This is a genomic window from Pedobacter westerhofensis, from assembly GCF_900182595.1.
GTDB classification, from domain to species: domain Bacteria; phylum Bacteroidota; class Bacteroidia; order Sphingobacteriales; family Sphingobacteriaceae; genus Pedobacter; species Pedobacter westerhofensis.
In genome coordinates, this window is record NZ_FXTN01000007.1 from 109132 (window position 1) to 124878 (window position 15747).

Consider the following 15747-nt stretch of genomic DNA (forward strand, 5'->3'; position numbering starts at 1 on the left):
GCAGGAGTCTACGTACCTATATTTGAAGAAATCGAAAGTTTTATTCCTTGTTTTTGGAATAATCATAGCGGTGCTATCCATTGTCGGGGCATATGCACTTGATGTGCTTGCCCCGGTGATTTTAGCCATTCTTGCCTTTGCTGTAGTTTTTGTGATCTTTGTTTTCAAAAATCCCAAAATCGGACTGTATGCGCTGATTCCATATTGTTTCCTCCTGGGTTTTCTGGGAAGGGAGATTGGCGGCTTTCAATACGGTATTGCCATTGAGGTACTGCTGATCCTGACCTGGCTTTCTTCTCTTGTTTATTACAAGAAAGATGACTGGGATGCGATTAAAAATGACATGTGCCTTTTATTCCTGATTTGGTTTATTATCAGTGTGCTTGAAGTGATTAACCCTGCTGGTGCAAGTGTGATGGGTTGGTTGATAGAAATCCGCTCTGAAGCGCTCTATCCGGTGTTGATTATCCCTCTTACATTTGTTGTCATCCGGAATACGAAGGATTTGAATATTGTGATTAAGCTGCTATTGCTAATGGCTTTAATCGCTGCATTGAATGGTATAAAACAAGTTCATATCGGATTATTCCCCGGCGAGCAGGCCTTTCTTGATGGGCCCGGAGGGGCAACGCATATGATATTTGGGAAAATGAGAGCTTTTTCTTTTTATGACGCGGGGCAGTTTGGAGCTTTTGAGGCTGCATTTATTGTAATGGCTATTGTACTTGCCATAGGTTCGTCCACGTTATGGCATAAATTATTATTATTTTGCATCGCTGGTACCTATGGTTACGCGATGCTGCTTTCGGGCACAAGGGGAGCATTTTTTGCATTGGTTGTGGCCGCGGTATTTGCTATTTTCCTCACCAAGAACTTTAAAGCGCTGATTTTTGGCGGCATCGTTCTCTCTATGTTTCTCGGTGTCCTTAAGTTTACAAGTATAGGCAGCGGAATTTACTCGATACAACGTTTCAGATCCTCGGTGGATCCAAATGACCCCTCACTTATCGTACGCTTTAATACACAAAGGGTATTGCAGGAATACATGAGCAGCAGGCCTTTTGGGGGCGGACTTGGGGTTCTTGGAGTGAACTCTACCTACAACACTGACAAATGGCTGTCTACCGTGCAGCCAGACAGTTACTGGGTTAAAGTATGGGCAATGACCGGTATTGTTGGCTTAACAATCTGGTTTTGTATGATGATGTATATTCTCGGTAAGTGCTGTGGTATCATCTGGATGATCAGGAATAACAAGTTGAGAGTAAAATTAATCGCTCTACTGTCCACTACTGCAGGAATTTTCTTCTGCAGCTATGGTAATGAAGTAATGAACAATATGCCTTCATTGCTGGTGGTATGCTTATCATTTGCCCTGGTTTATATGGGGCCTAAGTTTGACACCGAGCTGGCTGATGAAAAAGTACCCGCAATCAATCCTTCAACAGATTTAACTAACTATGCCATTTGAAATATTTCTGCTTCCCGGTTTAATCGTTTTTGTCTGGGGGTTTTTCAGGGGCCGCAGGAGATACAAGGAAGAATACAATAAAGAAGAGGGAAACCTTTAAAACCAGTTTTTATGCTTAAGTCGATTTTGATCATTTTCCAGGTAATTATTGGTTACAATCTGGTTCTTCCTTTTTTATTGTACATTTTTTATACGCTGGTCAAAAAAAGCAGGTTTAACCGTGCAGAACTGAAAGAATATGATTATGGGATCATTGTTACTGCTTATGAACAGACGGCGCTGCTCCCTGCGGTGGTCAGCTCGCTTCTGCAGCTAAATTACAGCAACTACCTGATCTATGTTGTGGCCGACAATTGCGATATCTCTGACCTTCACTTTAATGATCCGCGGGTGATATTGCTCAAGCCTGAGAAAGTTCTGGCCAGTAATACGCGTTCACATTTGTATGCAATTGCAAACTTCAGGAGAGCGCATGAAATTTTGACGATCATTGACAGTGATAACCTTACTGACCCAAATTATCTCAACGAACTGAACGTTTATTTTGATGCCGGATTTGAAGCCGTACAGGGGGTTAGAGCTGCAAAAAATCTGAATACAACCTATGCCTGTCTGGATGCAGCGCGTGATATTTACTACCATTTCTATGATGGAGAGGTGCTCTTCCAGCTGGGATCATCTGCAACGCTGTCGGGCTCCGGAATGGCATTTACCACAGTGCTCTACAAGGCGTGTTTTGATAACCTGGATATTACCGGGGCTGGGTTCGATAAAGTGCTGCAGGCCCAGATCCTGAGAATGGATAAGCGTATTGCTTTTGCAAAAGATGCGATTGTATATGATGAAAAGACCGCTGATTCCGGTCAGCTGGTAAATCAGCGCTCCAGATGGATCAATACCTGGTTTAAGTACTTTGGGTATGGATTTGATATCCTGTTGCGTGGTATCAAAAAATTAAATCTGAATCAGTTTTTATTCGGTATCATACTGCTGAGGCCACCCTTATTTATATTTATTTTGTTGTCGGGGCTTTGTTGCCTGGTCAACATCTTTATTTTTCCAATTTATTCTCTGATTTGGGTAATAGCTTTTGGACTTTTTATATTGAGTTTCGTCATTTCTCTGAAAAATCATGCAACTGACCCAAGGATTTACAAATCTTTAGTCAATATTCCCAAATTTATATATTTTCAGTTATTATCTTTAGTACATGCAAAGCAAGCCAACAAAAGATCTGTAGCGACCAAGCACAATATCAATTCATAAGTATATATTTAATCAGTGGAGTCAGAAATTATAAGAGATAGAGATATTGTTATCGTTGGTCAGCAACCCTGGGATGTGGCTATTGGCAGCAATTGTAAAAATATAGCTCTGGAGCTGGCAAAGAACAACAGGGTTTTGTATGTTAATTCTGCGCTGGACAGGATCACCTTGCTGAGAAACAGGAACGAGGATGGTATCGTTAAGCGCAGGAATGTAATCAAAGGTTCAGAAAATGGCCTGGTACCTGTAGTGAATAACCTTTGGACGCTTTTTCCAGATGTTTTGATTGAATCTGTAAACTGGATTAACAATTCCTCAATATTCGATTTTTTTAATAAGAGAAATAACCGCCTTTTTGCTAAATCCATTTCTAAAGCAATCTCGTTATTAAAGTTTAAGGACATTATTCTTTTTAATGATAATGATATGTTTAAAAGCTTTTATCTGCAGGAATTTTTAAAACCTACTACCAGTATATATTACTCAAGAGACTTTATGCTTGCTGTAGATTACTGGAAGAAACATGGTGAAAGGATAGAACCGGAACTGATCAGAAAAAGTGACTTATGTGTAGCAAACTCTACCTATCTGAGCGATTACTGTAAAAAATATAACCCTGATTCATTTTATATCGGGCAGGGCTGCGAGCTTGATATCTTTACCAGCGATGCAGCATTCCCGCCTATTGCTGAAATAACACGCCTTAAGGGGCCTAAAATTGGTTACGTTGGTGCTTTACAGAGCATCAGGCTGGATATTGACCTGATTGCCCACATTGCCCGTGAAAAGCCTGAATGGAATATTATTCTGGTTGGGCCCGAGGATGATGTTTTTAAATCGAGCGTGTTGCACCAGATTCCTAATATTTATTTTCTGGGTTCGCAAAAACCGGAAGACCTTCCTGCTTATATCCATGCTTTTGATGTATGCATCAATCCTCAGCTGGTGAATCAGGTGACAATCGGGAACTATCCCAGAAAAATCGATGAGTATCTGGCAATGGGAAAACCGGTTGTTGCAACCAGCACGCCGGCTGTCAGTATTTTTGGCGATGAGGTATATCTGGCAGCTGATAAATTTGAGTTTGCCGTGTCTGTTGAAAAGGCCATGGCAGAGAACGACCCTGAAAAATCTGCGAAAAGGATTGCCCTTGCCCACTCTCATACATGGGAGAATAGTGTAGGGGAATTATACAAGGCAATTCATAAAGTGATAAAAAATTAAAGATGTCATTAGCTGCAACCATCAAAGCAAATCCATTCATCAAGAAAGCAGCACTTTGGCTGCTTATTCCGGTCAATGATTTCCGGCCCAGATTGTGGATCAGGCTTTTTGTAAACCCTTTTAAGCATAAAAAAGGTAAGGGATCTATCATCAGGAACCAGACCCGTATGGATGTTTTCCCTTTTAATAAGTTTGAACTGGGAGACCGCAGCCTTATCGAAAGCTTTTCAACCATTAATAACGGTGTTGGAGATGTTTTCATTGGTAATAAATCCCTGGTTGGGATTGGCTGTACCGTAATTGGTCCTGTGGTTATAGGCAATAATGTTATCATGGCACAAAATATTGTCGTCTCCGGATTAAACCACGGATATGAAATCATTGATATACCGCCATGTGACCAGAAAACAATTACCAGTCAGATTACCATCAGTGATGATGTATGGATTGGCGCAAATTGTGTGGTCACTGCCGGCGTAACTATTGGTAAACACGCCGTAATTGGTGCGGGCAGCATTGTCACTAAGAATGTACCGCCATATTCCGTATCAGTAGGCAATCCGGCCAGAGTGGTGAAGCTGTATAATTTCGAAAATAACAAATGGGAAAGAGTATAAGCATATGAGTTATTTAAAGAACCCCGACTGGCTGGGCCAGTTTCTCTATCCTTATGAAAAATATGAAGAAATACCAGCTTCAGTTTTTGAATCTATAAATAAGGACCTTGACAAGGTACAAAGTAAATCACCTTTGGTGAGTATTGTGGTGATCGCCTGGAATGAAGAAACCAATATCCTTCGCTGTGTGGCTACTTTGTCAAAGATGGTAACAGAGATCCCTTTTGAGATTATCGTAGTCAATAACAACTCTACAGACAGAACACAGGATACCATTAACGATCTCCATATCAAATCGTACAATGAGCTTACCCAGGGCGCGGGTCCTGCCCGGCAGAGGGGCCAGGAAGAGGCGCTGGGCAAATATATCCTAACTGCTGATGCAGATTGTTTTTACCCGGCCTGCTGGGTAGACGAGATGATGAAAGTATTGAAGAAAGAAGGGGTTGTGTGTATCTATGGACGGTATTCATTTATCGGTGAGCCTTCTTTTCCACGCTGGAAGCTGCTTATTCTCGAAAAACTTAAGGATACCATGGCTGGTTTGAGACACCTTAAACAACCCTATTTTAATACCTTTGGGATCAGTATGGGATATGTGAAAGAATATGGGCTTAAGATTGGTTTCATCAAGATCAACCGAAGGGGAGAAGACGGGCAGCTCTGTATGGATCTGATGCAATACGGCAAGGTCAAACAGATGAAAGCCCGGAAGGCCCGCGTTTGGACGGGGGTGAGAACATTAAACCAGAACGGATCATTTTACAACATTGTGGTATCAAGGATTAAAGAAGATCTGAAGCGATTTAAATATAATTTTATTACCCGTAATTAATACTCCCAGAAGCGCATGATTGATGCCGAAAATACTTATAGTGAAGTTAGCCTGCTGATTACACATTACAACAGGAGCAGTTCCCTCGAACGTTTACTCAAGGCTTTTAAGTCGCTGAATATGAGTTTTGCTGAAATCATTGTCTCTGACGACTGCAGTAAGGAGCCACATCAGAGCCACCTCAGGCTGCTGAAGGAAGAGCTCGGCTTTACGCTGGTTACAGCAACGGTGAACAAAGGGCTGGCCAACAACTTAAATAAAGGACAACTCGCAGTTAAAACTCCGTATACACTTTATGTTCAGGAGGATTTCATCCCTATGGATGTTTTTCCCGCGCATTTTTCCGATGCGATGGAAATTATGAACGATGAAGCCGATATGGATATAATCCGTTTTTATGCGTACGGGCCTTACCCTTACCTGACGCCCTATAAAAAAGGATATTCACTGATGATCTATAAGCCATGGTTCATGAACAAGGATAAGATCTACAACTATAGTGATCACCCTCATCTCAGAAGGAGCACATTTTTTGACCGCTTTGGAAAATACAGCGAAGGCATTAAATCTGATAAAACAGAATATGAAATGTGCCTTTCATTTATTCAAAACAAGGGCAGAGGCCTCTTTTATGATCAATATGATAGTTTGTTCAAACAGGAAAATTCATCTGCTGAACCAAGCACGGTTACCAGGAGCAACTGGAGACAGAGTGATAATCCTTTACTGGCTATGATCAGGCTTATATACAGGCAAATTAAATACAACTACGATATACACATTAATACCAGGTTTAAAAAGTAGATTTTGGTCATTAACTGATGACCATTTCCGCAATTTAGCGCGTAATTTGAATGTACTACTTACTCCCTTTTCATGTTTAACCTCCGAAATAAAGCGATATCAGTAATTACTAACCTACATTTCCTCTCCTTGTTGGGTAATGGGCTAATGGCTGTTTTTGGAATGGTTACCCTGGCAATTTTGTATAGGAAACTATCCGTCGTTGAAATGGGTATTTACATTTTCTTCATGGCTATACTGGGATTGATAGATGTGTTAAGATCCGGATTTTTGACAATCACCATTGTTAAATTTTATTCAGGTACCAGTCTTGAAAGAGGAAGGCAGATCGCAGGTTCTGCATGGTGCATAGCTTTAGCAATCACAGGCGTGTCTGTTGTGATTAACATTCCAACCTATTTCCTGTCAGATCACGTATCTGATCAGGGCCTGGTTTTGTTTATGAAATATTTTTCACTGGTCTCCCTGATCACTCTTCCCTGCTTTATGGCAAACTGTATTGTACAGGCGGAGAAAGAGTTTGGCAAGTTGCTCTGGTTTAAAATTATGATCCAGGGATCATTTGCATTAATGATATTTCTTCTGGCAATTTTTGGTAAGATCACTTTGAATGCTGTTCTTATCGCTTACGGCCTTTCTAACCTGTTGTCCAGCATCGTTGTACTTACGCTGAAATGGACCATGATTTCTGCTGTGAAATACGCCGACCGTGAAACTATCCGGGAGTTATTCCATTTTGGAAAGTATGCGATGGGCACCAATATCGGTTCAAATTTATTCAACGTTACAAACACCTTTGCCATCAACTTTTTTATTGGGCCGGCCGGTTTGGCAATCTTTAATCTGGGCAGCAAGTTTATGCAGGTGATTGAAATTCCAATGGTGAGTTTTGCCGCAACAGGGATGCCTATCCTGTCATTTCACTATAATAACGGCGAGCATGTAGAAATGATGTATGCACTGAAAAAGTTGATAGGGATGATGACCATTGTTTTAATACCCTGCACTATTTTTGCACTGCTATTTGCAGAACCTATTATCCTTTTATTGGGAGGGGAGGCCAATTCTCACAACGAAGCTCCCAATATTTTCCGTATGCTGATGGTATTTGGCCTGCTGGGCCCGGCAGATCGTTTCTTTGCACTTGCTCTGGACGTGATCCATCAGCCTAAAGTTAATTTTTACAAAATAATATTGATGTTGGTTGTGTATGCGGTGGCCATAGTGGTGGGCGTTGAAATTTATCATTCGATTTACTCTATCGCTATTGCAGGTGTATTTCCTACAATTGTTGCCATTTTAATCACCTATGTTCCGTTAAACAGATATCATAAGTTCAGTTTTTGGGGTATCTACGTTATTGGATACAAAGAAGTAATGCTATTTATCAAACAATTAAGAACTCAATTTTTGCAGCGATAGAAAACATCCTGCAGACTGATTAAAAGAATACCTGAACCCTTATTGCCATGCAACAAAGAAATCATTTCCCGGAAGTCACCTTACTGGTTACTACTTACAACAGAAGTAAATCCCTGCAGCGGTTGCTCAGCACTTTTAAAAGTTTGGAAGTTAGTTTTGGGGATGTCGTTGTTTCTGATGACGGCAGTAAGCCTCAGCATCTGGCTGGTATTAAAGCGCTGCAAAGTGATTTTAATTTCCGGCTTGAGGCAGCAGAAAAGAACCAGGGTTTGGGGGCCAATATTAACAAAGGACAACAGGCTGTAACAACACCATACACTTTATACGTTCAGGAGGATTTCGAGCCTCTTGCGGGCTTTCTTGAACATTTCACAGATGCGCTGTCCTACATGAACACCGACAGTTCATTAGACCTTATCAGGTTTTATGCTTATTTCAAATATCCGTATACCAAACCATATGGAAAAGGCTTCTCTGAGATGCTCTTTTCAGCCTCACCTTTTGCGAACAATCACATTAAATTTTATGTTTACAGTGATCATCCGCATCTGAGGAGAAGCAGCTTTCTGCAAAAGTTTGGCAAGTATAATACCAGCGTAGGAAGTGATGAAGGCGAAGCGAGAATGGCTTTGTCTTTTATAAAAAATGGTGGCAAAGGCCTGGTTTTCGATCAGTTTAATACCGTTTTTGAACAGGTAAATACCTCAGATGAACCCAGTACCATGGAACGTCAAAACTGGCGTGAAAGCAGAAACCCATTTTTTCTGGCAGTCAGGGCGATTTATCTTCAGGCCAAGTTGCTGAGCTGGACATACAAACTACTGCGAACAAGAAAATCCGGTTAGTAGAAAGCTGGCATGGTATGCTATACAAAAAGAAAGGGAAGTATCATCGATACTTCCCTTTCTTTTTGTAATCTTTTATTTATGCGGCGCCAGTTGTATTGAGATTGACGCTTTGAGTTAAACCTAGTTGATTACTGCACCGATCCCTACAAATTTAGTAACAAAGTTTACAAGGTCAGTTACTGCATTTTGCTGTAGTGCTGTATATTTATTGTTGCTTTCAACCGTGATTTTTGTATCACTCATGTTGTTGATCATGTTAGTAACAGATCCTTTTAATGTGTTCAGATCGTATCCAAGGTTGTTGTAGTATTCAATTGAACCACCATTGATGTTGTATAAGTCTAATAACTGACCTTCCCAGTCTTTGTTGGTGTTCATATGTCCAACTGTATTGTTATACACTTTAGCATTGGAATAAGTTGATTTGCCAGACCACATGTTCCTTGTGAATCCCTGAAGCTCAAATCCGCTGTATTTTCTTGTATTGTAGCAGGTATTGTCGTAGATCTCACTTGTTGCAGGTGTGCTGCCTCTTGAATATAACCACATTCTGATCGCATTACCCTGGTAGTTTGTAAGTTTATTTTCGTGGAACTTACCATTTCCCTGCATAAAGAATACACCATTGTGATTGTCGTTGGATGTATTGATGTTATTCACAACATTATGGTGGATGTTATAGTCCTGAACGTTGGTGAAAGAACAAACTGTGCCAACTTCCTGTGAGTTCTGGAAAGTGTTGTAAGCAATCTCAACGTCTTTAAATAATCCAGTATCTTCATTGGTCTCTGTGCTTAATGCACCTCCCAAAGCAATTGTGCCTACATTATCAAATAAACAATTCAATATTTTGAAACCATCAGTTCTTGTAGCTGCTGTACCATCATAGGCGCGTGCAGTCCCAAGATTATTGTCTGCTGAGATCACATAGTCGTCAACATTTTTGAAGCTCATGCTTTTCAGTACAAGGCCGGTCATTTGAGTGCTCAGGGTGATTGCCCTGTAGCTGATATTATTGAAAGCAAAACCGTAAGTGATGCCTGCAGTATTATCGCCATCGACAACCACGTTACTTACATTTTGAATCGTCATTGATTCTGAGATCGTAACGGCACCAACGTTTTTGATATATACTGGTTTTGCTGTTGTAGCAAGGATATTTTTAATAGTGATCCCTTTATAGCTTCCGGCTTTAATCCGGATGAAAGAGTTGGCAGGAATATTTAAAGTAGTACCGTCGATTACCAGGTAACCTGATCCTGTTCCCAGGTCAAATATAGTAGCGTCTGAAGGTACTGCATATGTTGATGCCGGAGCAGCTACTACTGGTTCTGTAACAACTGGTGTTGTTGTAGTAGTTTCGTTAGTTGGACGTTTTCTAAAGCCATCTTTTTTACATGACATCAAACTGATTGATGCGATTAGTACTGCGAGTATTGCTTGATTCTTTACCATAACTTTAATTATTGAAGCGTTAAATAACTGTCTAACAATACAAGGATAGACATTATAATTGGATAAACGAGGCACTCCAAAATGTGGGATTTCCCCGAAAAGAGTAGAAATTCCCCAAAAAGTTGGTTTCCCCGTTGTGGGGAATGTTTTTCACGGTTTAAATGTAACAAGGATGTTTCTGATTATTTTTCCATATGACATTAATATGACATAAGTGCCCTAATTATAAATCGAAATGTGCCGATTTCTGAGATTTAGGCAGATTTTTTTGGATGAAATCAATAATATGTGTTCTAAATTTTATTATGATATAGGAAAAAGATATGAATGAGAAAGAAAATCCCCGGTGTTTTGCAAATATCTTGCTGTTAATCCCTGAATCCACTATATATTTACACTTATTAATTATATTTAGGCATCATTACTCATAGGAACTGTGGATAGAAGAACGTATTTAAAAGGAATATTTGCCGCTGGTGTACTGGGAACCGCTTCTTTCTCTTTATTCAAGTGGTTTGACCTGAATAAACCAATTGATGCTTCCGCCTTATGGGATAAAAAGGCGCTGATCGCCGAAATGGCGGAAATGATCATTCCTCGTACCGATACCCCGGGCGCAAAGGATGCAAATGTGCACACCTATATCATCAATGTCATTTTAAATTGTAATCCGGTGCGCCAGCAGCACAAATTCTATTACGGGCTTGAAGACCTCGAGAAATATGCACAGGATCAATACGGGAAGGATTTTCTCAAATGTGATGCCTCACAAAAGCAGTCCATTCTGGAGCATTCGGCAAAAAATGCCGAGTATTCCAACCGTATCCTAAATAAGATCAACAATAAGCTTTTAGGGCAGTCTTTCTTTTCTAAGCTTAAAAGCCTTACTGTAGAAGGCTATTGCCTGTCTATGGCAGGTGCAACCCAGGGACTTGCATATGATTATATCCCGGGTAAATTTGAGGCATGTATTCCTCTAAAACCAAATCAGAAATCTTGGGCAACAAAATAAATGATATATATCAGCGACAAATCTAAAAAACTAGATACCTACGATGCAATCGTTATAGGCTCTGGTATCAGCGGTGGATGGGCGGCAATGGAGCTGTGCAAACAAGGTTTAAAAACATTGCTCCTGGAAAGGGGCAGGGATGTAAAACACCTGCAGGATTATCCCACAGCAAACCTGAATCCCTGGGATTTTAAACTGGGGTTTAACAATACGCTGGAGGATCGGCAGAGAGATCCTGTACAAAGCAACGCCTATACCCCCGCAGACAAGCATTTTTATGTTAGCGATGCCGATCATCCTTATATACAGGAAAAACCGTTCGACTGGTACAGAGGCTATCATGTTGGGGGCAGATCCCTTACTTGGGGCAGGCAATGCTACAGATTAAGCGATCTGGATTTTGGAGCTAATCTCAAAGATGGCAACGGTGTTGACTGGCCGATCAGGTATAAGGACATTGACCCATGGTATGCTTATGCTGAAAAACATATAGGCGTAAGTGGGCAAAAAGAGAATTTATCCCAATTGCCTGATGGGGAATATTTACCCCCAATGGAGCTCAATTGCATAGAAAGGCACTTATCTGAATCCATTAAAAAGAATGATCAGCACAGATTGCTGACCATTGCAAGAGTTGCAAACCTTACCAGGGGCTGGGATAGCCGCGGCCCCTGCCAAAACCGTAATCTCTGCAGCAGGGGATGTCCCTTTGGTGGTTACTTTAGCAGCAACAGTTCTACAATTCCCGCCGCAATGGCTACCGGGAACCTGGTTTTACGGCCATTTTCAATTGTTACCGAAATCCTGTATGATGAACAAAAGCAAAAAGCAAAAGGCGTACGGGTAATCGACACCATAACCAGTGAGGTGCATGAGTTTTATGCCAAAATTGTATTTGTCAATGCCTCTACTATTGCTACTGCAGGTATCTTGCTGAATTCCACTTCATCAAGGTTCCCCAATGGTTTTGGGAATGGTAGCGATCAGGTGGGGCATAACCTGATGGACCATCATGCATCGGCCGGTGCCTCAGGCGCGCACGATCAGTTTGCGGATCAGTATTATAAAGGAAGACGGCCCTGCGGATTTCTGATACCCCGTTACAGGAACCTTCATGATCATGAAAACCTGGGCTTTACGAGGGGATATAATATTCAGGGACATGGAGAACGCCAGGAATGGTCTGACAAGGTGAACGGGCTTGCAGGATTTGGAAAAGATTTCAAGGCCCAGCTGAGCACACCCGGCCCCTGGACCGTATGGATGGCTGGATGGGGCGAATGTTTGCCATATTATAAGAATCAGGTCACACTGGATCATTCGCAAAAAGATAAATGGGGACAGCCTCTGCTTAAAATTGACTTCGCTTTTGAAGACAATGAAAAGAAAATGATGGATGATATTGAAGCAACCTGCGGCGAAATGCTGGAAAAGGCCGGATTTAGAGATGTGGCGACTTTTAATTATCATAAACGGGGAGGTTCTACCGTTCATGAAATGGGTACTGCCAGAATGGGGCATGATCCCAGGACTTCTGTATTAAATCAGTTCAATCAAATGCATGAGGCAAAGAATGTTTTTATTACGGATGGCAGTTGTATGGCTTCATCGGCAAGTCAGAATCCCTCATTAACTTATATGGCACTTACGGCAAGGGCCAGCCATTTTGCTGCCGAAGAACTAAAAAAAGGGAATCTCTGATCGATGTTTTAAAAACAGCGGTAAAATGCGTGGTCTGCAAGTTCAAGAAGTTCTTTATCGCCATTGCTGTCGCCGTAAGCGTAGAGAATATAGTCTTCCCGCCGGGGGTATTTATCCAGCAGGCGGTTTACTTTCTCTATTCCGAGACAGTTTTCCGACAGCAGCTTGCCGGTGACCAGGTCGTCCGTAACCTGTAACCGGGTAGCCAGTACGATATCGATGCCATTCTTTTTTGCCCAGGGACGGATCCAGTTTTCTGCAGAAGCACTGATGATGACTACCTCGTGCTGCATTTGTTGGTGCCATTTAATTTTTTCGAGGGCCAGCGGATTCACCATCTTTTCGATCCTTGAGATGAAGCGCTCCGATAACAAATTAAACTCATTGAGATGAAGGCCGGCAAAGAAAATCCCCAGCAGCCTTTCTTTTGCTCTGGCATTGGGAATAAGTTTCAGTTTTAAAAGCAGAAGAAAGGGCGACATACGGATGCTGCCCAGCAGCAGCTGTTGAAAAGAGGCGGCAAAAAGTATAAATAAAGGTAAAGAATCACGTTTGATGATCGTGCCGTCAAAGTCAAAAGCCGCAATTACCATTTTTTCATTTTCTTTAATTTCTGCTGCCATTACCGGTATTAAGCTTTAAACACAATATATTTCTTGGTCACGTAGTTGAAGAATGCCACGATTGCAATAGCCAGTGCTTTACATAACCTGATATCTAGCTTGATGACAGTATAAAGCAACCATAAAATTACCTGGTTCAGTGCTATAGCCAGCAGGGAGAACAGAAAGAAGGATAAAAACTCATCTCTTTTGGAATACCTGCTTTTTTCAAATACAAATGCTCTTGAAAGCAGGTAATTGATGATGACGGCGATAACAATGGAGATGACATTTGCAATCAAATAATTGATTTTGAAGAAATCAATAAAGATATTAAATGTGATAAATTCCAGGCTTGCACAAAATCCGCCCACTATAATGAACTTGAATATTTGCTGCCTGAGGATATTTCTGATAAATTCCAAAATGTTAATGATGGTTAGTTAATAATTGCTGATCAATTTTATTGAGGATATGGCGGTCGTAATTGATGTCGAATTTCCTTGCGAGCAGCTTTTTGGAATTTTTTATATTGTCGTAGTCTGACAGGTCAAATAGTTTAGGACTGTCCTTTCCTTCGCTCCAGTCAATATAACGCAGGTTATTGTTGATTGTATGCTCTTTAAAATGAGAATTCATAATGATCGTGGGAATTACAAATTCATCTGTTCCCCAGCAGAATTTCAGGAATTTTGGTAGCTGGCTGTTGCCATTAAATTTCTGGTTCAGGTATACGGCGCAATCGCGGGAGATGGTCCACCAGGTTGATGTATTGCCTCCGTACAGCGTGGTATATTCCGGGAACTTCCTTTCAGGGGCAATTTTATTGACAATCCTCTCCAGCAGGAATTTGCCTTTAAACCTGAAATCGGTAAAATGATATTTCTCATATCGTGCCGCAGCCTTTCGCCACCATTCTGATTCCTGTGACTCATCGTAGGAAATGAAATTTTTGCCCTTTTGCTGCATCAGGAACTTGTGGAACTGCTGAGGGGGAGAAATGGGGTAATCCTGCCCGCTTAAAAGGCTGATAAAGTCGTATTCAATTCCTGTTGCCAGAACTTCAGATAATGAATTGAAAATTGCTTTTAACAAACTATAACCGCCCCAGTTGCATTTAATCCTTTTCCTTATGAAAAAAGTGTTGGGCAAATCCTTCAGATTATCTAGTTCAGCAGCAGGTACCCTGGCATCTGAATGTATGTAGAAATCGAACTGTGGATGCTGCATTGTTTGTATCAGCCGGGCCACCTGGCTATAATTTTTATGCGTAATGATAATATGAGCAACGCGCATGTTTAATATGGGAATATGAAAATGGTTTGGAATTTGCTTGTACCAGGCTTTATTACTTGTTGGAATTATCCCCTTGAATTAGCTTTTTATATGATAAATTTTAATATCGAATATACAAGTTTCCTCCAGATTTTTCCTAATGAATTTCATTGGCACAGCAATTCAATAAAAATAAACGATCAGTTCATCATAACAGGAAGTATTAAATAAACGTGATTAATAAAAATTTAGTTTTTCTTTCATACGGCAAGGCATCCGAGTATCTGAGGGCGGTGTTTTGTATCCTCAGCCTTTCGGCCTGGCTCGAAGACGAGATCACCAATCTAAGCATCATTATTTATACAGATCAGCCGGATTTCTTTGCCGGTTATCTGAGCGACTTTGAAATAGAATATTTTTTCCTGTCAGAACAGGCCCTGCTCGAAATGCAGGCCGGTACAAACTTTATTCACCGTATAAAGGTGAGTGCAATAGATTTGACCTTCAAACGATTTCCTGATCAGGAAGTTATTTTTATTGATTCGGATACCTTTTTTACGGCCGATCCTGTACTGCTGTTTAACGGACTGGATACTTCCGCAAGTTTTATGCACAAAAGGGAGTACAATTTTAAAGAGGGACTGGAGTTGTATCATTCCTTTAACCAGGAGCAGTATCCTAAAGCCTTTATCGAATATATCACCGGCAAATCCTTCTCTATAGGCGGACAGCAGACGAAATTTAACACAGATGACTACAGCTGGAATTCAGGTGTGCTGGGCCTGCAAAAAGATTTTGGCAGGTACATGCCTGATGTACTCAGAATGACTGATGAATTTTACGCCAATTCCCATTGGTTTATCAGCGAGCAGCTGGCCTTTTCCCTGGTTTTGCAACGTACAACCCGGATCAGGTGTGCCGAAGATTTTGTTTTTCATTACTGGGGCAAGCGCCAGAAGATATTGGTTGATGGATTAATCGCTGCACTCTTTAAGCAGCATGTTAATGACCTCACAAAAAAAGGGTTTATGAGGTCGGTCACTAAAAAATGGCAAAACCTGATTGTTGCCGACTTGATTCTCGAACAGGCCAATCATGGTTTTGAAAAAGGAGACTATCTGTACGCCGTCAAAAAGAGGTTGCATTTTTTCTTAAAAAAACTACTCGGTTTGCAGTTTTGACCATAATAACGTCGTTTTATTTCTTTAATTCAGT

15 protein-coding genes are annotated in these 15747 nt (G+C 41.0%); 11 read left to right on the forward strand and 4 right to left on the reverse strand.

Annotation, left to right across the window (positions count from 1 at the left end; translation table 11 throughout):
• Nucleotides 1–22 precede the first annotated feature (22 nt).
• The 8 genes from FN831_RS14650 (at nucleotide 23) to FN831_RS14685 (ending at nucleotide 8484) form a co-directional block, all read left to right on the forward strand.
• Nucleotides 23–1471, forward strand: coding sequence for an O-antigen ligase family protein (locus tag FN831_RS14650; protein WP_246101536.1), 1449 nt, complete (start codon nucleotides 23–25; stop codon nucleotides 1469–1471).
• Between the two features lie 111 nt (nucleotides 1472–1582).
• Nucleotides 1583–2737: a glycosyltransferase gene (locus FN831_RS14655; RefSeq protein ID WP_142528937.1), complete on the forward strand. Its 1155-nt coding sequence runs from the start codon at nucleotides 1583–1585 to the stop codon at nucleotides 2735–2737.
• 15 nt (nucleotides 2738–2752) lie between these two features.
• Nucleotides 2753–3961: a glycosyltransferase gene (locus FN831_RS14660; RefSeq protein ID WP_142528938.1), complete on the forward strand. Its 1209-nt coding sequence runs from the start codon at nucleotides 2753–2755 to the stop codon at nucleotides 3959–3961.
• A 2-nt stretch (nucleotides 3962–3963) separates the two neighbouring features.
• Complete coding sequence (locus FN831_RS14665) at nucleotides 3964–4578, forward strand: acyltransferase (protein ID WP_142528939.1); 615 nt, start codon at nucleotides 3964–3966, stop codon at nucleotides 4576–4578.
• Nucleotides 4579–4582: 4 nt separating this feature from the next.
• Nucleotides 4583–5413, forward strand: a complete 831-nt coding sequence (locus FN831_RS14670) for a glycosyltransferase family 2 protein (RefSeq protein ID WP_142528940.1) — start codon at nucleotides 4583–4585, stop codon at nucleotides 5411–5413.
• A 15-nt stretch (nucleotides 5414–5428) separates the two neighbouring features.
• Nucleotides 5429–6217 carry a glycosyltransferase gene (locus FN831_RS14675; protein ID WP_142528941.1) on the forward strand — a complete coding sequence of 263 codons (789 nt, stop codon included), beginning with the start codon at nucleotides 5429–5431 and terminating at the stop codon, nucleotides 6215–6217.
• 72 nt (nucleotides 6218–6289) lie between these two features.
• Nucleotides 6290–7639 (forward strand): lipopolysaccharide biosynthesis protein, encoded by a 1350-nt coding sequence (locus tag FN831_RS14680; RefSeq protein ID WP_142528942.1) that lies wholly within the window; start codon nucleotides 6290–6292, stop codon nucleotides 7637–7639.
• Nucleotides 7640–7686: 47 nt separating this feature from the next.
• Nucleotides 7687–8484 (forward strand): glycosyltransferase, encoded by a 798-nt coding sequence (locus FN831_RS14685; RefSeq protein WP_142528943.1) that lies wholly within the window; start codon nucleotides 7687–7689, stop codon nucleotides 8482–8484.
• A 123-nt stretch (nucleotides 8485–8607) separates the two neighbouring features.
• Here the strand turns inward: FN831_RS14685 and FN831_RS14690 are convergent, their stop codons facing one another.
• Nucleotides 8608–9942 (reverse strand): hypothetical protein, encoded by a 1335-nt coding sequence (locus FN831_RS14690; RefSeq protein WP_142528944.1) that lies wholly within the window; start codon nucleotides 9940–9942, stop codon nucleotides 8608–8610.
• A gap of 436 nt (nucleotides 9943–10378) precedes the next feature.
• On the opposite strand from FN831_RS14690, the gene FN831_RS14695 reads away from it, so the two are divergent.
• Both FN831_RS14695 and FN831_RS14700 read left to right on the forward strand, forming a co-directional pair.
• The gene (locus tag FN831_RS14695; protein WP_142528945.1) at nucleotides 10379–10954 is read left to right on the forward strand and encodes a gluconate 2-dehydrogenase subunit 3 family protein; all 576 of its coding nucleotides are present in this window, start codon (nucleotides 10379–10381) and stop codon (nucleotides 10952–10954) included.
• Entirely contained in the window at nucleotides 10955–12655 is a 1701-nt protein-coding gene (locus FN831_RS14700; protein WP_142528946.1) for a GMC oxidoreductase, read from the forward strand. It abuts the gene before it with no gap.
• An 8-nt stretch (nucleotides 12656–12663) separates the two neighbouring features.
• Here the strand turns inward: FN831_RS14700 and FN831_RS14705 are convergent, their stop codons facing one another.
• From FN831_RS14705 to FN831_RS14715, 3 genes are read right to left on the reverse strand one after another with little or no spacing between them, the layout of a single operon-like run.
• On the reverse strand, nucleotides 12664–13278 hold the full coding sequence (locus tag FN831_RS14705) for an HAD-IB family hydrolase (RefSeq protein WP_142528947.1): 615 nt from the start codon (nucleotides 13276–13278) through the stop codon (nucleotides 12664–12666).
• Nucleotides 13279–13286: 8 nt separating this feature from the next.
• Complete coding sequence (locus FN831_RS14710) at nucleotides 13287–13682, reverse strand: GtrA family protein (protein ID WP_185960491.1); 396 nt, start codon at nucleotides 13680–13682, stop codon at nucleotides 13287–13289.
• A 4-nt stretch (nucleotides 13683–13686) separates the two neighbouring features.
• Complete coding sequence (locus tag FN831_RS14715) at nucleotides 13687–14553, reverse strand: beta-1,6-N-acetylglucosaminyltransferase (protein ID WP_246101538.1); 867 nt, start codon at nucleotides 14551–14553, stop codon at nucleotides 13687–13689.
• Between the two features lie 212 nt (nucleotides 14554–14765).
• Here FN831_RS14715 and FN831_RS14720 point away from each other — a divergent pair, with 212 nt between their 5' ends.
• Nucleotides 14766–15713 (forward strand): hypothetical protein, encoded by a 948-nt coding sequence (locus tag FN831_RS14720; protein ID WP_142528950.1) that lies wholly within the window; start codon nucleotides 14766–14768, stop codon nucleotides 15711–15713.
• Nucleotides 15714–15747 lie beyond the last annotated feature (34 nt).

Coding starts and splice junctions, on each gene's coding strand:
- FN831_RS14670 (WP_142528940.1), top strand. CDS start 4,583: ATGAGTTATTTAAAGAACCCCGACTGGCTGGGCCAGTTTCTCTATCCT.
- FN831_RS14655 (WP_142528937.1), top strand. CDS start 1,583: ATGCTTAAGTCGATTTTGATCATTTTCCAGGTAATTATTGGTTACAAT.
- FN831_RS14690 (WP_142528944.1), bottom strand. CDS start 9,942: ATGGTAAAGAATCAAGCAATACTCGCAGTACTAATCGCATCAATCAGT.
- FN831_RS14715 (WP_246101538.1), bottom strand. CDS start 14,553: ATGCGCGTTGCTCATATTATCATTACGCATAAAAATTATAGCCAGGTG.
- FN831_RS14665 (WP_142528939.1), top strand. CDS start 3,964: ATGTCATTAGCTGCAACCATCAAAGCAAATCCATTCATCAAGAAAGCA.
- FN831_RS14705 (WP_142528947.1), bottom strand. CDS start 13,278: ATGGCAGCAGAAATTAAAGAAAATGAAAAAATGGTAATTGCGGCTTTT.
- FN831_RS14675 (WP_142528941.1), top strand. CDS start 5,429: ATGATTGATGCCGAAAATACTTATAGTGAAGTTAGCCTGCTGATTACA.
- FN831_RS14700 (WP_142528946.1), top strand. CDS start 10,955: ATGATATATATCAGCGACAAATCTAAAAAACTAGATACCTACGATGCA.
- FN831_RS14685 (WP_142528943.1), top strand. CDS start 7,687: ATGCAACAAAGAAATCATTTCCCGGAAGTCACCTTACTGGTTACTACT.
- FN831_RS14680 (WP_142528942.1), top strand. CDS start 6,290: ATGTTTAACCTCCGAAATAAAGCGATATCAGTAATTACTAACCTACAT.